General features: G+C 55.3%; 17 protein-coding genes and 1 tRNA gene. 7 read left to right on the forward strand and 11 right to left on the reverse strand.

Annotated elements, in window-relative coordinates:
* Positions 1 to 48 precede the first annotated feature (48 nt).
* Together HDF14_RS27350 and HDF14_RS27355 are read left to right on the forward strand one after the other, a co-directional pair.
* Positions 49 to 459, forward strand: coding sequence for an AraC family ligand binding domain-containing protein (locus HDF14_RS27350; protein WP_183973327.1), 411 nt, complete (start codon positions 49 to 51; stop codon positions 457 to 459).
* An 86-nt stretch (positions 460 to 545) separates the two neighbouring features.
* Entirely contained in the window at positions 546 to 824 is a 279-nt protein-coding gene (locus tag HDF14_RS27355; protein ID WP_406707181.1) for a helix-turn-helix transcriptional regulator, read from the forward strand.
* Between the two features lie 424 nt (positions 825 to 1,248).
* Here the strand turns inward: HDF14_RS27355 and hscB are convergent, their stop codons facing one another.
* The 5 genes from hscB to HDF14_RS02925 all read right to left on the reverse strand — a co-directional run bounded on the left by hscB (position 1,249) and on the right by HDF14_RS02925 (position 4,754).
* A complete protein-coding gene (hscB, locus tag HDF14_RS02905; RefSeq protein WP_183973330.1) occupies positions 1,249 to 1,860 on the reverse strand; it encodes a Fe-S protein assembly co-chaperone HscB in 612 nt (203 codons plus the stop codon).
* Positions 1,861 to 2,361 (reverse strand): HesB/IscA family protein, encoded by a 501-nt coding sequence (locus HDF14_RS02910; protein WP_183973332.1) that lies wholly within the window; start codon positions 2,359 to 2,361, stop codon positions 1,861 to 1,863.
* A gap of 106 nt (positions 2,362 to 2,467) precedes the next feature.
* A complete protein-coding gene (gene iscU, locus HDF14_RS02915) occupies positions 2,468 to 2,884 on the reverse strand; it encodes a Fe-S cluster assembly scaffold IscU (protein ID WP_183973334.1) in 417 nt (138 codons plus the stop codon).
* Between the two features lie 49 nt (positions 2,885 to 2,933).
* Entirely contained in the window at positions 2,934 to 4,202 is a 1,269-nt protein-coding gene (locus tag HDF14_RS02920; RefSeq protein WP_183973700.1) for an IscS subfamily cysteine desulfurase, read from the reverse strand.
* An 84-nt stretch (positions 4,203 to 4,286) separates the two neighbouring features.
* Entirely contained in the window at positions 4,287 to 4,754 is a 468-nt protein-coding gene (locus HDF14_RS02925; RefSeq protein WP_183973336.1) for an RrF2 family transcriptional regulator, read from the reverse strand.
* A 212-nt stretch (positions 4,755 to 4,966) separates the two neighbouring features.
* Here HDF14_RS02925 and HDF14_RS02930 point away from each other — a divergent pair, with 212 nt between their 5' ends.
* Complete coding sequence (locus tag HDF14_RS02930; protein WP_183973338.1) at positions 4,967 to 5,131, forward strand: hypothetical protein; 165 nt, start codon at positions 4,967 to 4,969, stop codon at positions 5,129 to 5,131.
* Here HDF14_RS02930 and HDF14_RS02935 read toward each other — a convergent pair.
* Positions 5,128 to 5,703: a CDP-alcohol phosphatidyltransferase family protein gene (locus HDF14_RS02935; protein WP_183973340.1), complete on the reverse strand. Its 576-nt coding sequence runs from the start codon at positions 5,701 to 5,703 to the stop codon at positions 5,128 to 5,130. The two genes, HDF14_RS02930 and HDF14_RS02935, sit on opposite strands and share 4 nt — an antisense overlap.
* 80 nt (positions 5,704 to 5,783) lie before the next feature.
* Between HDF14_RS02935 and HDF14_RS02940 the strand changes: the two genes are divergently transcribed.
* The 4 genes from HDF14_RS02940 to HDF14_RS02955 all read left to right on the forward strand — a co-directional run bounded on the left by HDF14_RS02940 (position 5,784) and on the right by HDF14_RS02955 (position 10,794).
* Positions 5,784 to 5,860 (forward strand) — tRNA-Val (locus HDF14_RS02940).
* Between the two features lie 571 nt (positions 5,861 to 6,431).
* Positions 6,432 to 7,793: a TolC family protein gene (locus HDF14_RS02945; protein WP_183973341.1), complete on the forward strand. Its 1,362-nt coding sequence runs from the start codon at positions 6,432 to 6,434 to the stop codon at positions 7,791 to 7,793.
* A gap of 27 nt (positions 7,794 to 7,820) precedes the next feature.
* A complete protein-coding gene (locus HDF14_RS02950) occupies positions 7,821 to 9,122 on the forward strand; it encodes an HlyD family secretion protein (RefSeq protein ID WP_183973343.1) in 1,302 nt (433 codons plus the stop codon).
* Between the two features lie 13 nt (positions 9,123 to 9,135).
* A complete protein-coding gene (locus tag HDF14_RS02955; RefSeq protein ID WP_183973345.1) occupies positions 9,136 to 10,794 on the forward strand; it encodes an MFS transporter in 1,659 nt (552 codons plus the stop codon).
* A gap of 17 nt (positions 10,795 to 10,811) precedes the next feature.
* Here HDF14_RS02955 and HDF14_RS02960 read toward each other — a convergent pair whose 3' ends face one another.
* The 5 genes from HDF14_RS02960 to HDF14_RS02980 all read right to left on the reverse strand — a co-directional run bounded on the left by HDF14_RS02960 (position 10,812) and on the right by HDF14_RS02980 (position 22,847).
* Complete coding sequence (locus HDF14_RS02960; RefSeq protein WP_260697971.1) at positions 10,812 to 13,493, reverse strand: glycoside hydrolase family 2 protein; 2,682 nt, start codon at positions 13,491 to 13,493, stop codon at positions 10,812 to 10,814.
* Positions 13,494 to 13,613: 120 nt separating this feature from the next.
* The gene (locus tag HDF14_RS02965) at positions 13,614 to 15,128 is read right to left on the reverse strand and encodes an efflux transporter outer membrane subunit (RefSeq protein ID WP_183973347.1); all 1,515 of its coding nucleotides are present in this window, start codon (positions 15,126 to 15,128) and stop codon (positions 13,614 to 13,616) included.
* Between the two features lie 17 nt (positions 15,129 to 15,145).
* Positions 15,146 to 18,277 carry an efflux RND transporter permease subunit gene (locus tag HDF14_RS02970; protein WP_183973349.1) on the reverse strand — a complete coding sequence of 1,044 codons (3,132 nt, stop codon included), beginning with the start codon at positions 18,275 to 18,277 and terminating at the stop codon, positions 15,146 to 15,148.
* Positions 18,274 to 21,600: an efflux RND transporter permease subunit gene (locus tag HDF14_RS02975; protein ID WP_183973351.1), complete on the reverse strand. Its 3,327-nt coding sequence runs from the start codon at positions 21,598 to 21,600 to the stop codon at positions 18,274 to 18,276. Before HDF14_RS02975 ends, HDF14_RS02970 begins: the two co-directional genes overlap by 4 nt.
* On the reverse strand, positions 21,597 to 22,847 hold the full coding sequence (locus HDF14_RS02980; RefSeq protein ID WP_183973353.1) for an efflux RND transporter periplasmic adaptor subunit: 1,251 nt from the start codon (positions 22,845 to 22,847) through the stop codon (positions 21,597 to 21,599). Before HDF14_RS02980 ends, HDF14_RS02975 begins: the two co-directional genes overlap by 4 nt.
* Between the last annotated feature and the right edge of the window lie 204 nt (positions 22,848 to 23,051).

Raw genomic sequence — 23,051 nt, forward strand, 5'->3', positions numbered from 1 at the left:
AATATTTTGGATGGCGCAAGAATGGCAGTATGCCAAAATATATCGATAATGCGCCATAGCAAAACTCTGAGAGGGTTCGACCCCAAGCGCGGCGTTTCTATCGCAACACTGGCCTACGAATACTCTGCAGGCTTTCAGGTTCCGGAGCATGCGCACGGGGCCGATCAGCTTATCTATGCAATCCGCGGGGTCATGGAAGTCTTTTCCGGCCAAAGCATATGGTTGGTTCCTCCACGTTTCGCACTCTGGGTTCCCGCAAAGACGTACCACCGCATCCACATGCCGGGCGCTGTTTCGATGCGGACCTTGTACTTCCGGCCGGGTCTGGTCCGTATGCGGTCCCCCGGTACCGCCGTGCTTCACGTGACGCGCCGTTGTTACGTGAGCTTACGCTCGAAACCGTGCGCATTGGGAAACTCCGAACGAGGCACCACCACGAGCGAGCGCTACGCGACCTGATCATTCTGCATCTGGAAATCGCATCTCCGGTTCCAACATTTGTAGCTCTGCCAAGAGACGAGCGAGCATTGCACGTCGCTCAGGCTGTGCTGTCAGCACCTGAGCAAACCAGGTCTCTCGCTGCGATTTGCCGTGATGCCGGAGTCAGCGTCAGAACGATTCAGAGGGTATTTCGCAAAGACACTGGCACCAGCTTTGAGCTGTGGCGGCGGCAGGTTCGACTGACGAAAGCTGTGGAACTTCTCGTTCAAGGCCGCTCAATAAAGGAGATCGCCTTCTCCGTCGGTTACCGGCAACCGAGCGCCTTCGTAGAGATCTTTCGGCGGACTTTGGCATGCCCCCCAAGGCATGGGCCGCATGGCTGAACAAACTAAATCAGGAAACGTAGTCCTTTTGCCAATTCATTTCAACCCTATACTCCGGCCGCGTTCAGTTAAGGCACGCATCAACTGAGCGAAGCCAAAGCGATAATGACGAAATTCCTGTCAAGCCCCTGAATCGCGAAACCCCGCGCCAATCCTAATCATTCGCGTGGCGTATAAGTTATCTTCAAACCGCTATAATGAATACAGAAAAGAAAAAGCCTCGGCCTAAAACGCCGAGGCTTTTCTATTGGCCCATACTAAGTCCTTTATTTGGCCGAATTTGGACGTAAGTCTATTGTTATGACGAATTTGCAAAACATTATTACTCGCAAGTCGTTCATACAAAGCGGGTTACGCGCGGCGTATATGGGGGGGTATATCGGGAAGAGGGGACGAAAAGATGCGAACGAATCAGCCCGACGGATTAGACTCCCAAAGCCTCATTGACATCTCGTACCAGGTTCCGCAGGTAGCTCCGCTTATTCAGCAGCACAACCATCGCGTCCTTTGCCCGACTCTTGGCCGCCTCATCCCCGGCATCCACTCCAGAGTCCCACACCGACCACAGGCCCTCCAACTCCGCCTGAGTCTCCACCATCTTCGCGTCGAACGTGTCTTTCGCAGTCATCAGATCGCGCCGCAACTCAGGCTCATCCTCGCCCATCTTGTTTGCTGCGCGCATCTCCTGCAACTGCATATTCAGCTCGAAGACCTCTTCCAGCAACTCAGGAGGAACAATCTGTTTCTTCTGTTCGCCCGTCGCTCGCGCCGCGTCGGTTGCCGCCTTCGATTGCTCCTCAAGTTCCACACCCTCAAGCCTCAGCAGATACTGCGTCCGCGCAATCGGGTCCTTCAGAGTCCGGTAAGCATCGTTCAGCAACGAGCTCTCCGCCAGCGCCGCCTCCTGCTCCGCTACCGGCTTCGAAGCGAACCGATCCGGGTGCAGCTTGCGGCTCAACACATAAAACTGCTTCTCCAGCGCCACAACATCAAGCGCCAGCCTTCGTGGAAGGTTGAAAAAAGAAAAGTAATCCATCTACGCCGTGAAGCTCGACCCGCACCCGCAGCTCTTGGTCGAATTCGGATTGATGAAGTTGAACCCCTGCCGCATCAGTGTCTCTTCAAAATCGAGGACCATGCCATGCAGGTAAATAAAACTCTTCGGATCGACAAAAATCCTGATTGCGGCCCCATTGGTCGGATCGCCGACAGTAGCCAGCCCCTGACCGAACGCATATACACGATCCCGTTCCCGAGGCTGTGTGTCAAAGCGAATGTTGTAGCTGAGCCCCGAACAGCCACCACCCTGAATCCCAACCCGCAGCCCACCCTGCTCCGGCGAAACATCTTCCTTGGCCATCGCAACACGGATCCGCTTCAGCGCCTTCTCGGTAATCTGAATGCCCTTCTGACCCGGTTCCTGTCCCTGCGCAGTCAGCACATTCATCCCCGCCAACGGATTTCTTGCCTCACCCGATGCAGCAGCCTTCTGGGCCGCCTCCATCTCCGCCGCGGTTTGTAGTGTCACCATCGCCATATCGCCGTCCTTGCCAATACCACTCACTACCAACAGACAACGGCAGCGACGCGACTGAAAAATGCGCCGCTACCGTTATCTCAACCCAGTACCCGCTGCTCTAAACTTAGTGAGCAGCTGCAACCGTCGCCGTCTCAGCAACGTTGTTCTTCTTCTTCCAGTCACCGATAGCCGCACGAATCGCGTCTTCCGCGAGCACCGAGCAGTGAATCTTCACCGGAGGAAGCGCAAGCTCCTTCACAATGTCCGTGTTCGTGATCGCCATCGCCTCGTCGATCGTCTTGCCCTTCACCCACTCGGTCGCGAGTGAGGAAGAAGCAATCGCCGAACCGCAACCGAAGGTCTTGAACTTCGCATCTTCAATCACGTTCGTCTCGGGATTCACGCGGATCTGCAACCGCATCACGTCACCGCACTCCGGGGCGCCTACAAGCCCGGTACCAACCTCAGCCGCGCTCTTATCCAACGTGCCAACATTCCGTGGATGATTGTAGTGGTCTACGACCTTATCGCTATATGCCATCTTGTTCTCCTATCTCTCTTCCAAATCCGTAAGCGCGAAGCCTTTCGACTTAGTGCGCTGCCCATTCAATCTTCGAAAGATCGATGCCTTCTTTCACCATCTCATACAGCGGCGAAAGCTCCCGCAACTTTGAAACCACATCGATCACCTTGTCCGAAACGTAGTCAACATCAGCCTTCGTATTGAAGCGGCCGAGACCGAACCTGATCGAGCTGTGAGCAACATCGTCGCCCAGGCCCAAAGCCTTCAATACATAAGATGGCTCAAGCGTCGCTGAGGTGCAAGCCGAACCCGAAGAAACTGCAATATCGTTGATTCCCATCAAAAGACTCTCGCCCTCGACATAGACGAAGCTCATGTTCAGGTTGCCTGGCAGATGATGATCCATATTGCCGTTCACGTGCACATAATCCAGCGCCTTCTCGAACTTGGCCTTCATGTAGTCGCGCAACTCCTTCTCGCGCTTCGCTTCGGTCTCCATCTCTTGACCGGAGATCTCGCAAGCCATCCCCAGTCCGACAATCCCAGGAACGTTCAGTGTCCCCGACCGCATCCCGCGCTCGTGTCCGCCGCCATTGATTTGTTCCGAAATCTGGACCCGCGGGTTCCGCCGACGAACATACAACGCTCCGACGCCCTTCGGCCCATAGATCTTGTGCCCCGAAAGCGAGAGAACATCGATGTTGTCCTTCTGCACATCCACCGGAATCTTACCCACCGCCTGAACGGCATCGGTATGGAAGATCACGCCTTTTTCGTGGCAGAGCTTGCCGATCTCCGCGATAGGCTGAATGACGCCGATCTCATTGTTCGCATACATGATCGAGACCAAGATCGTCTTGTCATCGATTGCGCGCTTGAGATCCTCAAGGTCGATCAGACCGTCTGCCTGAACCGGCAGATACGTCACGCGATACCCCTGCTTCTCAAGCTTCTTGCACGTATCCAGGACGGCCTTGTGCTCAGTCACCTGCGTGATGATGTGGTTGCCGCGCTCGCGATACATCTCGGCAATTCCCTTGATCGCGAGATTGTTTGACTCGGTCGCACCACTGGTAAAGATAATCTCCTTCGAAGTCGCACCTATCAACTTGGCAATCTGTTCGCGAGCTTTCTCAACTGCCTGCTCCGCCTCCCAGCCAAACACATGGTTGCGGCTCGCGGCATTACCGAACACCTTGCCGAAATAAGGCAACATCGCATCCAGAACCCGCGGATCAATGGGCGTCGTCGCGTGATTGTCCATATAGATCGGCAGCGTAACGCCAGCCGGTAATGGTGCTGAGGATTCGCTGACCACCACGCCGTTATTGCTCATCTCATTGCTCATCGTATCTCCCGAACCCGTAACTTCTGATTCTTCTCTGATCTCAAATCTCTATCCATCGCCAATCAGCGCTGGCTAGACTGCGATGCTTACAAGCCCGCCGCCCACCGGCGCGCCTGATCCAACATGTTCCGTATCCCCAGTTTCGATCAAATCGGCAATACGTATTCCGTTCAACAGATCCTTGATGCTGTCATTCACCTTGCGCAATGGTTCTTTGATGGTGCAATGCCCGGCCAGGTCGCAAGTTCCGTGGATCGTAATGCAACTTGTAATAAAAAGCGGCCCGTCGATCGCACGAATTACCTCAAATGCCGTAATCTCCGTGGCGCCCCGCGATAGCGCATAGCCACCATTGGTCCCGGCATGGGAAACCAACAGTCCAGCCCTAGCTAAGGTCTGTAGAATCTTCGCTAACAACTGCGGGGGTATATGGTAGGCCTCTGCGATATCCTTCGCACTGTGCGCGCTGCCGTTCCTCTGCTCTGCCAGATACTTCAGAGCCATCAGACCATAATCGGCTTTTTTGGTCAGACGCAGCATGTCAGATTGTGCTCCCGCCGGAAATTGGCCGAAACTCAGACAATTCCAGTCCTAGATAAGTGTACGTCCAAAATTCCAGGTGTGCAACAGGCGATCACAACACCCCGATACGAAGCTGCAAGGCCCACTCTACAACATAAAGTCCGGAAATCCAGGTTGACAAGGGGTCTGCAGACGGGCAAAATCCATACCATTCACATTTTCTCCCCATAATGACCACCATCTGCAAACATCCCATTGTCAAAATCGTCGCCCGCGAGGATGACGCCGAATTCGTTGAGTGTCAGAAGTGCGGAGAGGTCTTCGACTCGGCCGAGTACAGCGACATCGCCATCGAAGAAAAGACCGCGCTCGCCGAGAGTCCCTCCGACGATTAAACTACCGTCTGCTCCGGCGGCGAGTTCATCCTTCGCAGCACAATCCAGGCATACTGCGCCGCAGAAAGCGGTGCCAATACAGCAATCGAGCGCACTAGAATATCTCGAAACGTCGCCAGCTCCGTCGACACAAACAACTTCTGACAAAGTACAGCAATCAGAGCGACAATCTGCACAAACGTGTTCAGCTTCCCGAATACGCTCGGCCTGAAGTCGCGCAGAGTCCCCGTCACAAACAGAAGTGTCGAAATCAGGAGAATCCCCACATCTCTGCTGAAGACCAGAACCGTAACGTACAGCGGAATCATTCCAACGTGGGTCAGCACTACGAATAGCGAACTGAGCAACAATTTGTCTGCGATAGGATCGAGATACTGTCCCAGCGTGGTCTTCTGACTCAGCCATCGCGCCAGCAATCCATCCAAGGCATCGCTGATTCCGGCAAGCATAAACAACGCGAACGCGATGCCATAATGCCCATCCAGAATCTCAATCAAAAGGAAGGGGATAATAAAGAGCCGCATCAGCGTAAGCAGGTTCGGCGCAGCGCGAAATTGGCTGAGAAAGGGCACGATGCGGGATCAATCCATCCTAACCCAACCCCGCGAAGGTTGCCCCAGCGTCAATCTCCATTTAGACTGAAAGAACGCACAGGCGCGTAGCTCAGTTGGTTAGAGCGCTACCTTGACACGGTAGAGGTCAGCGGTTCGAATCCGCTCGTGCCTACCATCTCTTAGAGCACTTACCACAGGCAGCTCAGACGTTGGTAGCTTTGGACAGCAAACCCTGAGACACTTGCTCATTCAGTTCCCCGTTCATCGTGCCCGCGCTACTAGCCATCGTGAACCTTTTGCTATGCAGATCCTCAGCTAGTAACCAGAACGTCACTAGCTTTTCTGCCAAACAAATATCTGCGGCCTCGCAATCCACTCGAATACACTACTTCCCCCTCTTCAACCAACACTAAAATCTAGTTAGTCAGGCAGCTGGCAAAAGAGCCAAGTACTGCCTTACAGTGCCCACTAGCTTTTATTGCTCCTATGATATGTTTTTCCTGCTGAACATTTTCACGTGAACCGCATCACTCCTACCTGGACAGGTTGCAGGAAGGTCCCTCAGTGGAATGCAGGCCATGCGTTGAAGAAGCTCGGAGATACGTGACCGCGGGTTTCTTCGCGCTTCGGGCGAAACGGGCTGACCTCGTTGGGTCGCAAGTCGAACGCCGCTTCCGGTTGTCAAAAGATCCAACAGGCTCCTACGCTATCGGACAGCAGCGACATGTGCCCGTCACGGAGAAGTTATGAGCACTGGGGCGAGTTTCTCTGGTCCATCGCGCATTGTGGCAGCCGTTCTCTGCCTTCTATTGGTCGTCACTGTTTTTTGTAAATACGGCCTCGCCCAATCCTCCCCCGATCCATCCCCTCAATCTCTTCCTCTCACGCTGAAGGACGCCGTAAACTTGGCGCTGAAGCAAAACCCACAAGTCGTGGCCTTGCGGCTACTCTCGTTGGAAAGCGACCGCAATCGCCAAATCTCACGCGCCGCTCTACTGCCACAGGCAAATCTCACAAGTCTGGGAGCGGTCAGGCAGTACAATCTGGCTTCGGTCGAGCGCACCACCACGCGCCGTACGGGCGGCCCCTTTCAATATATCCAGGCCGGCCCCGCATGGTCTCAGTCGCTTTTTAATCTTCCCTTATTTCGCAATTACCAGATCTCCAGCGAAGGTGTTCGCGAAGCACACGCGCAAGAGAACGTAACGCGCGAAGACGTCACTGCCTCGGTCGTAACTCAGTACATCCTGGTACTCCGCGCCTTTGCGACTTACGACGCCGCAAAGGTCCGCGTCGCTCTCGCCGAGCGCCTTTACGAGCAAGCGTCGAGTCTTCAGAAGACGGGAATCGGCCTGAACATCGACACTACTCGTGCGCAGGTCGAGTTACAGAACGAACGGCAGAATCTGATCGACGCGGAAACCGAGACACACACATCGAACTACATCTTGGCCGAACTGCTCAATCTTCCGCGCGATCAGGAGCCGGTAGTCACAGATAAATTGCAGTTCTTCGATCTGCCCGAGTTTGAAGAAACAGCAGCCATCAATACGGCGTTCGTAAATCGTCCGGAGATGCAAGTGCAAACATCGCAAGAGCGCATCACCAATCTGGAGCGGAAATCTGCGTTGGACGAGCGCGCACCACAGATCGATTTCACTGGAATATGGCTTTACCAGGGCTCGCGTTTCGACAACGGCATTCCCGCTTACAGATATCAAATCGCCTTTAACATGCCACTCTTTACCGGCGGCCGAATACATGCCGAAGTTGCTCGCGCAAACCTCGAGCAAAAGCGTATCGCGCAGAACCGTCAACTTCTCGAGGCGCGCATCGTTCGCGAAGTAAAGTCGGCGATCGTCGAGCTCGAGGCCGCGCGCAAAAACGTCGACGTCGCGAACCTGGGACTTCAACTAGCGAACGATGAAGTCGCGCAGGCCCAACGCCGCTTCGCCGCCGGAGTTACCACCAACATTGAAGTCGTCACCGCGCAGGACGCATTAGCGCGTGCAAACTCGAACCAAATCGACGCGCTCTATCGTTTCAACCAGTTCAGAGTCGATCTGGCCCGGGCAATGGGCGAGGTACAGAACACATATGCCAAATAACGAGACCCGCGAAAGAAAATTGTATCGATGAGCTCGACTCCTACACCACCTGCTCCGACGCCAGAATCTTCAAAGGCACCGACGCCGCAGACGACACCTTCCTTTCTGGCGACGGCTGGCAAGGCGATTCGCGATCTTCCTCTTCTGGGGAAGATCGCATTGATTGCACTCCTGCTTATCCTGCTCGTCGTCTGCTACATCTGGATGGGACAAGTAACCACGGAAGACGCACAGGTCGACGCCCACATCACTGCTGTCGCATCCCAGGTCTCTGGTTACGTCGTCGCCCTGCCGATCAACGACAACGTAGACGTCAAAGCAGGGGATGTATTGGTGCAGATTGATCCGCGCGAATACAAAGCGGAGGTCGATCAGGCCAAGGCCTCTTTCGATCTTTCCCAAGCCGAGGCGAACGCGGCCAAACTTCAGATCGGACTGACACGCGGCACCACAACACATAGCACCGGCGGCGCCGTGGCACAGAGCCAATCGGATACCGCCGACTATTCGATGGCGCAAACCCAACTGGAACGTGCCGCCACCGCAAACCTGCTTCAGGCGAAGGCCGAAGTCGCCGCCAAAAGGGCAACCAACGAACGTGCCCAGGCCGACCTTGAACGCTATAAGCCACTCGTCGAAACCAACGACGTCTCCAAGTTTCAATTCGATGCCGTCGACGCAGCCGCCCGGGTCGCGCAAAGCGACCTCGCAGCCTCCGAACAGCAACTCGTTGCAGCGGAGCAGAATGTAGAGATCGCTAAAGCCACATTGAGTTCGTCAAAAGCAAGGGTCGCGCGCTCGCAATCTCTCCTGCTGGAATCGAGAGCCCGCGAGCAACAAGTTCCGATTACCGAGTCGACGTACAAATCCGCACTTGCAGGCGTTGAACGCGCCAAAGCCGTGTGGGACCAGGCTCTGCTGAATCTCGGGTACACCACAATCATTGCGCCGATCACTGGCCAGGTAACCCAGCTGACCGTTCACCTCGGACAATACGTTCTACCCGGAAACTTGCTGTTCACACTCGTGCCGCTCGATAAGGTGTACATCACTGCGAACTTCAAAGAAACACAGATGGCTCACGTTCACCCTGGTCAGCGTGCGAAGATTCACGTCGACACGTACAACCGCGACTTCGAGGGCATCGTAGACTCCATTGCAGGTGCAGCTGGCTCCCGGCAGGCGCTTCTGCCTCCACAGAATGCGACCGGCAACTTCATCAAAGTAGTGCAGCGTCTTCCAGTAAAAATTCTTGTGAACCAAAGCCAGGACTCGCGCTTTGTCCTGCGCCCGGGAATGAACGTCGAAGCTACCATCTACACTCGCTGAACGGCGGAGGGTCATGAGCTATCTTGCTGGCAACAGTCCCGGCAGCCTCGAACCATGGGAGGAGGAGTACAGCCAACATGTAAGCCAATCGCTCGCCCAACTTTCCCATAAACACAGACTGATCATTTTGCTTAGCGTCGGTCTTATCACCGCAATCGAAGTCTCGAACCGACTCTCCATCAATGTCCTGCTTCCGGACCTGCAGGGCAACGTTGCGGGCACCTCGGACGAGGTTAGTTGGGTAGTCATTCTCTACAATCTCGGGTTCTTGTGTTCGATGGCAATTAGTTATTGGATGACGCGCGTTCTCGGCTCACGTCGCCATCTGCTCATCAGCATTGCGTTCTACGCTACAGGGGCCATCGGATGCTTCTTGAGTCCCCACAGCCTCAGGCTCTTGCTTATCTCGCGGGTCATCATGGGCTTTGGTGGTGGAGCGTTTCTGGTTCGCACAGTTATCCTTGTCCGCCTGATGTTCCCCGGAAGCGCTAGCATCTTCGCCATATCCTGTCTTTACGCAGAGCTTTCCGCTTTCGAAGTCGTCTACCCCGTCGCCATGGGCTGGATCTCCGATACATTGCGCTGGAACTATGCCTTCCTGTTGGATTTTCCTTTTCTCGCTATTGGCACATTTCTGATCTGGAAATACTTGCCTTGGGGACATCTTTCCTTACATAGCGAAAAGTCCTACCTCGACGCATGGGGCGGGGGACTCCTGCTTGCGGCGCTCGGTGCCATGCAGATTGCGCTCAGTAGAGGAGAGCGCGACCTATGGTTTCAATCGCCTTTGATCGTGTGCTGCTTGGTCGTGGCAGTCGTTTGCTTCGCGGGTTTTCTCTGGTGGGACTGGAGACCTGAAAATCCCGCACCTGTTTTTCATCTGCGCACCATCTGGCGGGAAGCTGCACTACGATCCTACGTAATGATCGTGGCTATCGTTGGCGCGATGTTAGGCGCCGGATTGTACGTCCTGCCTCAATATCTGCGTTTCGTGCAGGATTACAGCGCAACTCAGACGGGCGGCTTTATTTCGACGTACACCATCGGATTGGGAATCGGTTTGCTGATTACAGTGCGTTACGTACAGCCGCGGCTTGGCGGAGTCAGAGTGGTCGCCCTCGGCGCATTGATGATGTGCGCTTCCAGCATCAACTTCATATACATCTGGACGCCCACCACACCAACCTGGCTTCTCGCACTGTCGATCTTCCTGCAAGGTTTGTCTATGGCGCCGCTGGTGAGAGGTGCTTCCAACATTGCCACAGGCCAGGCAGCCTTATTCGACGTGAATGACATCTCTACAAGCTATTTTTTTATTCGACAATTGGGGAACACCTTCGGGGTCACCGCCGCAACCGTTATGTTCGACCGCCGCCAGACGTTGCACTCCGCACGTCTTGTCGACGTCGCCAACCGTCTCGACCCAACCCTTCAATCAACCCTGGCGCAATACTCGAGTCTGATCGAGCGAAGTGGGGGAGCAGCCAGCAATCCTGCCCTCGGTGCCATCCAAATCTTCCAATCGGACGTGATCACTCAGAGCCGGCTACTCTCCTACATCGACATATACTTCGGTCTCGCGGTTCTAAGTGCAATCGTCTTTTTCCTGGTAATCGTCACCCGCCCCAAGAATACATCCGCGCCAACACGCCCTCACTTCCACTTGTGGTGATAGACCATTCAACCCACTTACTTCGCCGAAAGCATCGGCAGCCCCGTCACAGGCCAATGCTCCACGAGTGCTTCAACATTGGCCTCAATCCCAGCTCCGGCCGACGATCCAGCCACCACTCCAACGTTCCATCCATCCACCACCACCAACGCATCCTCTCCCTTTAGGTCCGAAGTCGCCGCTTCCATCGTGACCGTTCTCGTCTCATTCGGCAGCAGCGAAATGTAGTTATCGCTGTAATACACCGGCAGCACGCGCTCACCTGAACGCTTCCGGCGCAACTGCAGATGCGTCATCAGCGCAACCTCCTTGCCGGGATTATGCAGCGTCACCGAGACCACGCTTTTTCCGTCAGTGTCGCTTCGGCTCACCTTCGCATCAAGCGTAATTGTCGACAAACTGTCCAGCATCTTCAGGTCATCCTGATGTTCCGGCAGCGCGCGCCAGTAGAAGTTCTCCGAAATCACCTTCCCAGTCGCGTCCTTCAACTGCAGCTTCACAAAGTGAACTGGGGAAAGACTTGCAGGCCAAGCCACCGATCCAAGCGTTGTCGCCAAGCTCGCGCCTGCAGACACATCAAAATCATGCTCATACTGCACCGAACCATCCAGGTTATAAATCGCAAGATGAGCGCGCGCATTCTCCAATGACGTGCTCAGATTATTGATCACCTGAACCTCACCACTACCTTCATTCAGCTGAATATGAATCGGCTCCGCTGCCTTCTTCACCGCGAACAACGCCGAATTAGGTTCAAGATCATGATGATAGAGCTGCCACACAAAGCTCGGCTGCGCAGGATTGCTCATCCACGTAATCACGCCGGTCGTCGGATGAAACAGCTTCGCATTCCGTCCCTCATACATCGCGCGAAACGCCTCATAGTTCGCAAGCTGTGACTTCCGCACAAAGTCCGCGAGATTCGCCACCTTGCCGTATCGATCCGCGATCATCGCTGGATACGTATCGCCATCCGCTGCACCCTTGGCGAAGTCATGCTCCGCCCAGTCGTCATTGATCGTCTCCCAGTCCTTCTCCGGCATCATGCCCTGAATCGACTCAAGCGTCGGCACCGACACGCTTCCAATCTCCGTCTTGAAAGCTTCGTCGTAGACATAAAACTCCCGAGGTGTTCGCCAGTGATAAGGGCCATGCGAATTGACTCCCCGTCCATCAGCCGAGTTCGCCTGGTACAACCGAGTCGGTTCCAACTCCGTCATCAAAACCCGCAGCGCATCGTCGATCTTCTTCGGCGGATAGCCTTCATTCCGCGCACACCACAACACGATCGAAGGATGATTCCGAAACCGCAGAATCTTATCCCGCACATTCGCCATATAGGTATCGAAGTCGTCTGGGTCAGGTCCATCTGAGGGATTTGGTTGAAAAAACTCATCCCACACCAGAATCCCGTACTTATCACACAGCTCATAGAAATCTTCGCTCGTGCTCTGCCCCACCCAGTTGCGAATCAAGTTCATATTCGCAATCTGGTGCATCCGAATCTGCGCCTCCAACCGCTCCCGCGGATTGCGCTTCATCGCCTCATCCAAGCCCCAATTACCTCCGCGAATAAACACCCGAACGCCATTCACCGAGATCGTCAAATTCTCCGAGTCAGGCACCGCATACGTAAACTTGCGAACTCCAAAGCTCACATCCTTGCTATCCGAAACCTTCCCATCCACCTCAAAGCTGAGGTGGAGCTTGTAGAGATTCTGTGGCCCATAGCCGTTCGGCCACCACAGCTTCGGATGTTCCACATGCATCGCCGGCGTACTCTTCGGATCGACGGTCACCACCTGCGAACTGTGCGGCGCCACCTCGATGTTCTGCGCAAACGTTACATCGCCAAAGCTTCCCTTCAACACGCCCTTCTGCGGCGCATCGGTCACATTCTCCACTCTGGCCTGCACCGAAATATCCGCCGAGTCCACCTTCGGCAGCGGAAGATCCGTGGTCACCAGCGGGTCCTTAATCACCACGGGTCCACTCGCCGAAATAAAAACCTTCTGCCAGATCCCCGTATCCCGATCGCGAATCGCAGGAATCCAATCCCAGCCAATCGTCGAAAGAAACGTCGGTCCATCGATCGCTGTGATGCCGCCGTTCTTACCCACGCCATCGCGAATCGTATGTTCGTGCGGATCGCCGGGATGAGGTTGCGGCGACACCAGCACCGCAAGCACCGCATCTTTCCCTGCTTTCACATCCAGTGAAATATCGAAGATCCCACGCCGAAACGCGCCTTTCATCGTCCCAACCTGTCTTCCGTTCACCCACACCTGAGCGGAAAAATTGATCCCCTCTAGATTCAGCCAAACATGCTTGCCAGCGTACGCCTTCGGGATTTTAAACACCGTGCGATACCAGTACGGAGTACGAGCGAGACTCTCAGGAATCTTGTCAGGGCGATTATTCTCGCCATACAGAGGCTCTGGATAAACCCCAGCATTCACCAGGCTCGTCAGCACCGTTCCCGGCACGGTCGCCGAGTACCAACCCTGCGGCCTGAAGCTTGTAGAACTAATCGCATCCCCAGTCTCGGTCACCTTCGCCGCATCCTGCAGCTGCCAACCGGCTCCCAAAGTTACCGACTCTGCAAAAGATGAATCAGCCGCCAAAGCCACGGAACCCAACCCCATCGATCCAGCAACAAACAGCAAAACCAACGCCAATCCCAATACTTTCATTCGCATTCAACCCACGCCTCTGATCTCTCGATCTCTTGACCCGCCGAAATTTGTGACGCGCAAAGTTACACCGCGGCAAACATAGAAAACACTACACGATCCTCGAGCAAAGGTCACACCGCAGCGTCAGCGCTGAACCGTCGTCTCTGCCTTCGTGAGTTTTTCCGACACCTGAGCTGGAGTAGGCAGTTGCGAGCGATCCCATCCTCCGCCCAACGCCTCAATTAGCTGAACCGAAGACGTCATCTCCTGCACTCGCAGGGTCGCCACCGCCTGTCTGTCGGTCAGCAGAGTTGTCTGTGCATTCACCACGTCGATGTACGGATCAATGCCCGTCTGATATCGAGCCGTCTCCAGCGTTACAAACTCTTCAGCCGACGTTACCGCCTGCTGCTGCTGAATCAGTTGCTGCGAAAGAATCCGAACCGAAGAGAGCGCATCCTCCACCTGCTGAAACCCGGTAAGAACAGTCTGCCGATAACTGGCGACGTCGGCGTTATAAACCTCCACGAACTGTCGCACCGTCGCCCGACGCAGTCCAGCATCGAAGACGGTCTCACTTACCGTCGGTCCAATCGACCAGAACCGGCTCGGCCAATCAAACAAATGCTTGAACGTCGAGCTCTCGAATCCTCCCGATGCGCTCAACGCGACATCCGGATAATACGCCGCCGTCGCGATGCCTATCTCGGCATTCGCAGCCGCCATATTTCGCTCCGAGGCAGCAATGTCAGGACGCCGCTCCAACAATGCCGAAGGCAGACCAATCGGTATCGGGGGAGGACTTACACTCACAGGCTTTACCGGAATAGAAAAGTCCGATGCGTTTGCTCCAACCAGCATTGCGATCGCATGTTCGAACTGTGCTCGCGCCACACCAAGATTGGTCGCCTGCGCCTGCACATTCTGCAGCGTGTTCTGCGCTTCCACCACTGAAATACGATCGCCGACCCCGGTATCATACTGCGCCTGCGTCAACTCCAGCGCCTTCTTATCCGCCTCCACCGTGTCATTCAAAATCGCCTGCAGCGCATCCTGACCGCGTATCTCAAAGAAGAACGTAGCGAGGCTAGCCTGTTCCGTCAGTCGCTCATTCTCGAGATCCGCAGCACTCAACTGCGCGTTGTACTGCTCCTCATGAATCGTGCTCCGAACTCTACCCCAAAGATCAGGCTCCCACGAAACCGTCGCCGGCAAGGACCCAACCGAACTCTGCCGCCCAGGATTCGCAACACTGGAGGTTCCCAGATTTGCCGACGTCTTAGCACGTTGGTACGAAGGGCCCACCGATAAAGTTGGGTAGAGTTGCGAACGTGCCTGCGCAATCAGCGTCCGGGCCTCCATGAAGTTTGCAAAAAACTGCTTGATGTTCTGGTTATCGATATTCAATCGCTCTTCCAAAGCGTTCAACTCGGGGTCGTTGTAGATCTCCCACCACTTCCCGTGCAGCATGGCATCCTGCGGCTGCGCCACCTTCCATCCATCCGTATCCTGAAACTGAGTCGGTGACTCCTTGTAAGTCGTAGGAGGTGCCTGAGCCACCGCCGGCGGCGTATGGTACTTCGGCCCGACCATGCATCCAGTCATCAGAAGCGTCGCAAGTGTCGAGCACATCGCAAAGGTGAATCGAAGATTATTCATAGTTTTAGACATCCAATCTACTCCGTCGCTGCGGCAGCCGTGCCGTTTCCAGGATGAAACGTATCTCGCTTCCTTCCGAGTGCACGCAGGCGCAAACGGTCCAGCGTGAGGTAAACAACAGGAGTGGTGTAGAGCGTAAGCAGCTGACTCACGATCAAGCCTCCAACAATTGTGATACCGAGCGGCCGGCGCAACTCAGACCCCGTTCCCGTACCAAATGCGAGTGGCAACGCGCCAAAGAGGGCGGCCATCGTAGTCATCAAAATGGGACGAAAGCGCAGCATGCAAGCCTCGAAGATCGCATCTTCTGTATTCATACCGCCGTCTCGCTCGGCCTGCAACGCAAAATCGATCATCATAATCGCGTTCTTCTTCACGATGCCGATCAACAGCACAATGCCGATAATCGAGATGACATTCAAATCCACTTTGAAAAGCATCAGTGCAAGCATCGCGCCCACGCTCGCAGAGGGCAGCGTCGAGAGAATCGTTAGCGGATGAACCAGGCTTTCATACAAGACTCCAAGGACGATATAAACCGCAAGCAGCGCAGTCAAAACCAGAAGCGGCTCGGTCCCCAGCGATTGCTGATACGCCAGCAACGTTCCCGCGAAAAACCCATGCACCGTAGTAGGAGTACCCAGCCTCACTTGCATCTGTGTGATAGCAAGTGTGGCATCGCTCAGCGAAACACCCGGGGCAAGATTGAACGACACCGTAACCGAAGGAAAAAGTCCAGTGTGATTGATCGCCAGCGGTATCGTGTTCGTTTTGTTCTTTGTCATCGTAGACAGAGGCACATTGCCGCTCGCAGTGACGCTGCTCGTGCCCGTCGGATGAAAATAGATGTTGTTCAGGCCTGCGGGCGTCTGCCAGTAATCCGGCGCTACCTCTAGCACAACGTAGTACTGATTCAACTGCGTGTAGATAATTGAAACTTCCGATTGTCCAAACGCACTGTACAACCCTTGATCGAGTGAAGTTGCCGTCTGGCCCAGCCTCGCCGCGGTCACACGGTCATAGTTCAGCAGCTCGTCAAGACCACCATTCTGCTGATCCGTATTTACATCCTGCAATCCAGGCAGACGCTTCATCTCGGTCAGCAACTTCGGGCCCCACGTATTTAGGTCGGTCAAGTTGTCCGCCTGAATGGTGTACTGATACAGCGCATTACTGGATCTGCCTCCAATCCGGAGATCCTGCGAAGCCTGAAGGAACGCGGACGCTACCGGAAGCCGATTCAACTTCGGGCGCAGGCGATTGATAATATCGGGCGCGGCAATCTTCCGAATATTCAGCGGCTTCAGCGCGACGAAGATATTGCCTGAGTTGCTGGTGCCCTGACCCCCCGTAAAGGCAATCACGTTTTGCACCGCCGGATCGCTCTTAATAACCTTTCCAAGCTGAATAATCGATTCGTTCATAACAGGGAACGACGAGTCCTGCGGCCCCTGAACTCCCCCTGCAAGCGACCCCGTATCCTGCTGGGGGAAAAACCCTTTCGGAATCTTAATCACCAGCACAACGTTCAACGCGATCGTGAGAAACAGCACGGTCAGCGTAAGTCCCGGATTCTCGAGCACCCAATGAAGGCTGCGACGATAGACCGACAAAACCCAGTCGAAGAATCTCTCCGTCGTCATATAAACGCGTCCATGCTTCTGCGCGTGCTCATCTCGCAGCAAGTAAGCGCACATCATCGGCGTCGTCGTCAGTGAGATCACCATCGATACAAGAATCGCAGTCGACAACGTCACCGCGAACTCACGAAACAACCGCCCGACGATCCCACCCATCAACAGGAGAGGAATAAACACCGCGATCAGCGAGATGCTGATCGACACCACAGTGAACCCGATCTCTTTGGCACCCCTCAAAGCAGCGGCGAATGGCTTCATCCCATCTTCAAGATGCCGAGTGATGTTCTCCATCACTACAATCGCGTCATCGACCACAAAGCCCGTCGAGATCGTCAGCGCCATCAGCGACAAGTTATCGATGCTGTAGCCAAAGAGGTACATCACCGCAAACGTCCCGATCAACGACACCGGAACAGCCACTGCCGGAATCAAAGTCGCTCTTCCATTGCGCAGGAAGATAAACACCACCACGATCACGAGCGCGATGGATAACATCAGCGTCCGCTCCACATCGCTCACCGACGCACGAATCGTCGTCGTACGATCCAGCACAATCGTCGTATCAATCCCATTCGGGATCGACGCCACAACCGACGGAAGCTCAGCCCGGATACGATCCACCGTATCGATAATGTTCGCGCCCGGCTGCCGGAAGATAATCAACACCACGGCCCTCTTGCCGTTCAGATATCCCGCCGTTCGAATATTCTGCGTGGAGTCGACCACATCCGCCACATCCGACAATCGCACCGCCGAGCCATTGTTGTAACCAATGACGATCGGCTTGTAGTCCTCCGCATGCGAGATCTGATCGTTGTCCACAATATCCGCAGAGAAAACCCCGTTCGTAATCTGTCCCTTCGCCAAGTTCGAATTCTGCAGACTCACCACCGCCTGCACGTCCGACATCGCCATCCCAAAGCTCGCAAGCTTGGTCGGATTCACTTCGATGCGAACCGAAGGCAAAGCGCCGCCGCCCGGACTGACCTGCCCCACTCCCTGAATCTGCGACAGCTTCTGCTGAATCACCGTCGAAGCTTCGTCATACAGCTTGTCCGGCCCATATTTATCCGACGTCAAACCGAGAATCATGATCGGCGCGTCAGCCGGATTCACCTTGCGATACGTCGGATTTGCCGGCAGATTCGCGGGCAAATACGTCCGCGCAGCATTAATCGCCGCCTCGACGTCACGAGCAGCTCCATCGATATTCCGGCTCAGGTCGAATTGGATCGTAATCGAAGTCGTACCCAGGCTGCTCGCCGACGTCATCTCCGTCACGCCGGCAATATGCCCAAACTGCCGCTCCAGTGGCGTCGCCACCGATGACGCCATAATCTCGGCGCTCCCACCCGGCAAGCTCGCAGCTACCGAGATCGTCGGAAAATCCACCTGTGGCAGCGGAGACACCGGAAGAACATTGAACGCAATGGCTCCCGCAATCGCGATCGCCACCGTCAGTAGCGTAGTCGCCACCGGCCGATGAATAAAAGGCGCAGAGATGTTCATGACTGCCCCGCCGGTTCTAACTCGCCCCCGCCGTGTCCCGCCTTCTTCGACTTCCGCGAAAATCGGTGGGATAGATTGTCGAAGAAAATATAGATAACCGGCGTCGTATACAGCGTCAGCACCTGGCTCACGAGCAGACCGCCCACCATCGCGATTCCAAGCGGCCTTCGCAACTCCGAGCCGATACCGTGACCAAACGCAAGTGGCAGTCCACCGAGGAGCGCCGCCATCGTCGTCATCATGATCGGACGAAAGCGCAGTAGACACGCCTCATAGATCGCATCCGTCGAGCTCAACCCGCGATTTCTCTCCGCGTCCAGCGCGAAGTCCACCATCATAATTCCGTTTTTCTTAACGATGCCGATCAGAAGAACCAGCCCAATAATCGCCACCACGCTCAAATCCTGATGAAAGAGAATCAACGAGAGAAACGCCCCGACACCAGCTGAAGGCAATGTAGAGAGAATCGTGATTGGATGAATGAAGCTCTCATAGAGAACACCGAGAACGATGTACACCGTGACCAACGCCGCGAGAATCAACAGCGGCATTCCTGAGAGTGAATTTCTAAATGACGCCGCCGTTCCCTGAAAATCCGCCTGCAAACTCGCAGGCATGTGCATATCCTTCTGCACCTTCGTAATCGCACTGATCGCGCCTCCAAGCGCAGCATTTGGAGCTAAGTTGAACGACACCGTAATCGCCGGAAACTGTCCCTGGTGCATAATCGACAGCGCCTCTGTCGTCGTCTCGAAGTGCGAGAACGCACTGAACGGTACGGCATTATTGAAGGTCGAGCTCGTCGTCCCCGCCGAAGTCGCTCCCTTGCTCGAGTTCGCATTCACAGCACTCGAAGTCAGTGCATTGATCGGAGGATTCAACGTATTCGCCGACGCCGTGAATAAAACCGAACTGGTCAGAGCATTTGATCCCGCCGACGTCGATCCATTGCCCGACGATGAAGTTGCCGCAGCGCCCGTCGTCCCCGAAGCCGACCCCGAACGAATATAAAGATGGTTCAGCTTATTCGGATCGATCTGAAACTGGGGCTCGGCTTCAAGAATCACGTGGTACTGATTCAACTGCGTATACATCGTATTGATTTGACGCTGGCCGAAGGCGTCATAAAGCGTATTGTCAATCGTCGTCGGAGCCACGCCCAATCGCGAAGCAGTTGCACGGTCGATCACCAGAGACACCGCCAGTCCCCCCAGTTGCTGATCCGTGGCGACATCTTCCAGCTCAGGCAGCTGTTTTAGACGAGATACAAACCGGCTCGTCCAATCATTCAACTCGTTCTGATCCGGATCCTCCAGTGTGTACTGATACTGCGTTCGGCTCACCCGGTCATCGACCGTGATGTTCTGCACTGGCTGCATGAAGATCTGTATGTCCTGCACATCTTTCAACTTCGACTGGAGCCGGCGAATCACATCCGCAGCGCTCAGATCGCGATCCTCCAGCGGCTTCAGGTTAATCGACATCCTTCCACTGTTTGTCGTGATGTTCGTCCCGTCTGCACCAATGAACGAAGAGAGGCTCTCTACGGCAGGATCCTCGAGAATCAGCTTCGCGAGCTGCTGCTGCTTGACCGCCATCGCCTTTGAGCCAATCGTCTGCGGAGCCTGAGTAATCCCCTGGATCACGCCGGTATCTTGCACCGGAAAAAACCCTTTGGGAATAATGATGTAAAGAAATACCGTCAGCATCAGCGTGGCCAGCGCGACGAGTAGAGTGATAGTCTGGTAGCGAAGCACCACCTTCAGCGTGCGTCCGTAAAACGCAATCATTCGCTCGAAAACGTGTTCAGAAGCTCGATAAAACCGTCCCTGCTCCGCCTCTGGATTATGTTTCAAAATACGCGAAGCCATCATCGGCGTCAGTGTCAGCGAAACTACCGCAGACACAACGATCGTCACTGCTAAGGTCACCGCAAATTCGCGGAAGAGACGACCCACGACATCTCCCATAAACAACAACGGGATCAGCACTGCAATCAAAGAAACCGTCAACGACAGAATCGTGAACCCTATCTGCTCAGCGCCCTTTAGGGCCGCCTGCATCGGCGCCTCACCCTCTTCGAGATAGCGCGAGATATTCTCCACCATCACGATCGCGTCATCGACGACGAATCCAGTCGAGATCGTCAACGCCATCAGCGACAGGTTATCCAGGCTGTAGCCAAGCGCGTACATCGCTGCAAAGGTTCCAATCAGCGACAGGGGAACAGCCACACTTGGAATAATCGTTGCATAGAGGTTTCGCAGGAACAGAAAGATGACCAACACGACCAGCCCGATGGTCAGCATCAACTCAAATTCGACGTCGCTCACGGAAGCTTGAATCGGCGTCGTCAGATCGGTGAGCGTTGTAACTTCGATCCCTCGTGGAAGATTTGCCTCAAGCTGTGGCAGCAGCTTCTTAATGCTCTTCACCACGCTGATCGTGTTTCCGCCCGGCTGACGCTGCACATTCAAAATCACCGCAGGCGTCTGATTCATCCAGGCCGCCTGGGTCGAGTTCTCCACTCCATCAATGATGTGCGCAACATCGGTCAGCATCACCGGCGCTCCGTTGCGATACGCAACGACAACGCTCCTGTAGTCCTGGCTCGTCACTAGCTGATCATTCGCATCGATCTGGTAGTCCTGCCGTGGTCCGTCGAAGTTCCCCTTCGCAGCATTCACGCTGCTCTGCGTCACCGCCGTACGCAAATCCTCAAGATTGATGCCATAGGATGAAAGCGCGGTCGGGTTTGCCTGGATCCGCACTGCAGGCTTCTGTCCACCGCTAATGCTCACCAGTCCGACGCCGCTCAACTGCGAAATCTTCGGCGCCAGCCGCGTGTCGACCAAGTCTTCGACCTGTGACAGCGGAATCGTCTTCGACGTAATAGCCAGCGTCAGCACCGGAGCATCTGCCGGATTCGTCTTGCTGTAGATCGGAGGCGCAGGCAGGTTGGCCGGCAAAAAACTCTGCGCTGCGTTGATCGCCGACTGCACCTCTTCTTCAGCGATATCGATATTCAGGCTGAGATTGAACTGCAGCACGACGACCGAAGTGCCACCCGAGCTGCTCGAGGTCATCTGGCTCAGCCCCTGCAGTTGGCCGAACTGACGCTCCAGCGGAGCCGTCACCGTTGTCGCCATCACCTGCGGACTCGCGCCGGGATAGAACGTCAGCACCTGGATCGTCGGATAGTCGACCTCAGGCAGTGCCGACACCGGCAGCTGCGTATAACTCACAATACCGACTAGCAAAATCGCGGCCATCAGCAACGAGGTCGCGACAGGTCGCAGAATAAACGGACGGGATGGACTCAAGGAGCGCTACTCCCAGCTGTTGCTGCTGCAGGAATCGGCTTGGTCGACACGATAACCTTCGCGTTGTCCTGCAGCTTATCGAAGCTGCTATTCGCAACCACATCCCCTGGATTGATCCCCGTCACCTGCGTTGTCTGCCCTTCCATCACTCCCGGCTTCACCGAGCGCCTATGGGCCGTATCGTTCGTGAGTACATAAACAAACGACTCCGCACCATTGTGCTGAATCGCAGACGTGGGAATCAGCGTCGCGCCCTGCACCGTATTCACCAGCAGTCTCGTGTTCACAAACTCATTCGGAAACAGCAACGCATCCTTATTCGCAAACGACGCTCGAGCCTTCACCGTCCCGGTCGTCGTGTCGATCTGGTTGTCCAGCGTCAACAGCGTCCCCGTGGCGATCTGTTTCAGCGCCGCCCGATCATAGGCATCCACAGTCAACTTTGCCGGTTGACGAAGCCGCGGCTGAAGCTGCCCCAGATTGTCCTCCGGTACCGTAAAAATAATCGTGATCGGTTGTATCTGTGTAATGACCGCCAGCGTCGTCGTCCCTGAGTTCTGCACCACGTTCCCCGGATCGACCAGCCGCAGTCCGACCCGTCCCGCGATTGGCGCCCGGATATGGCAGTAGTCCACCTGTATCTGGTCGAACTTCACGGTTCCTTCATCGTTCTTCACCGTGCCCTCGTCCTGCAACACCACCTTCTCCTGGTCGTCCAGCGTCTGCTTGGGAATCGCGTTCCTCGCCCACGCCGCGCGAAAGCGGTCGCGATCCATCGTTGCCTGCGCCAGCACTGCCTGGTCCCGCTCGAGCACACCCTGAGCCTGAAGCAGCGTCGCCTCAAATGGCCGCGGATCAATCTCAATCAGCGGGTCACCTTTCCGAACAATCTGCCCTTCCTTGAAGCGCACCGCAATCACCGGCCCAGTCACTTGGCTCGTAATCGAAGCCGTGTAAACCGGCGTGACCGTTCCAATCGAATCCAGGTAAACGCCAATGTTTCCCTTCTGCGCCGTAGCCGTCGTCAGCGTTACCGGTCCACCACCAGGACCCCGTCGAGGTGCCGCACTCTTGGTCGTATCGTCGTGGTGACGCAACACCAGAAAGAAACCAAGCGCAAAGACGAGCAGTAGAACGATCCACACAACAACCCGAACCAGCTTACTGCGGGCCGATGGTGGAGGCGGGGCCGGAAGCTGATGGTCAGGCCCGATGACTGAGTGTTGTTCCTTTGATTCGTCTGACAATACGTCTCCCTCGTCACATCAGAGATCTTGTGGACAGGTGTGCGAAACAGGTCCGTCTTCTATCGACGGATGAGCCGGTACTTAAAGACTCAACCTATCGTCGGAAGCGTCAAACATTTGTGGTGTCTATAGGCCCAATAAGCGGTGACTCCTCAATAAGATGTCTATCCCCCGACACGCGATGCCCTCCCCTATCTCCTCGAT

It is taken from the genome of Tunturiibacter gelidiferens, assembly GCF_014201335.1.
Lineage (GTDB): Bacteria > Acidobacteriota > Terriglobia > Terriglobales > Acidobacteriaceae > Edaphobacter > Edaphobacter lichenicola_E.

Bases quoted from the DNA above. Each gene is read 5' to 3' on its own strand.
- HDF14_RS02965 (WP_183973347.1), bottom strand. From the start codon at position 15,128: ATGAATAATCTTCGATTCACCTTTGCGATGTGCTCGACACTTGCGACG.
- HDF14_RS02955 (WP_183973345.1), top strand. From the start codon at position 9,136: ATGAGCTATCTTGCTGGCAACAGTCCCGGCAGCCTCGAACCATGGGAG.
- HDF14_RS02970 (WP_183973349.1), bottom strand. From the start codon at position 18,277: ATGAACATCTCTGCGCCTTTTATTCATCGGCCGGTGGCGACTACGCTA.
- iscU (WP_183973334.1), bottom strand. From the start codon at position 2,884: ATGGCATATAGCGATAAGGTCGTAGACCACTACAATCATCCACGGAAT.
- HDF14_RS27350 (WP_183973327.1), top strand. From the start codon at position 49: ATGCGCCATAGCAAAACTCTGAGAGGGTTCGACCCCAAGCGCGGCGTT.
- hscB (WP_183973330.1), bottom strand. From the start codon at position 1,860: ATGGATTACTTTTCTTTTTTCAACCTTCCACGAAGGCTGGCGCTTGAT.
- HDF14_RS02910 (WP_183973332.1), bottom strand. From the start codon at position 2,361: ATGGCGATGGTGACACTACAAACCGCGGCGGAGATGGAGGCGGCCCAG.
- HDF14_RS02960 (WP_260697971.1), bottom strand. From the start codon at position 13,493: ATGCGAATGAAAGTATTGGGATTGGCGTTGGTTTTGCTGTTTGTTGCT.
- HDF14_RS02920 (WP_183973700.1), bottom strand. From the start codon at position 4,202: ATGAGCAATAACGGCGTGGTGGTCAGCGAATCCTCAGCACCATTACCG.
- HDF14_RS02950 (WP_183973343.1), top strand. From the start codon at position 7,821: ATGAGCTCGACTCCTACACCACCTGCTCCGACGCCAGAATCTTCAAAG.
- HDF14_RS02945 (WP_183973341.1), top strand. From the start codon at position 6,432: ATGAGCACTGGGGCGAGTTTCTCTGGTCCATCGCGCATTGTGGCAGCC.
- HDF14_RS02930 (WP_183973338.1), top strand. From the start codon at position 4,967: ATGACCACCATCTGCAAACATCCCATTGTCAAAATCGTCGCCCGCGAG.
- HDF14_RS02925 (WP_183973336.1), bottom strand. From the start codon at position 4,754: ATGCTGCGTCTGACCAAAAAAGCCGATTATGGTCTGATGGCTCTGAAG.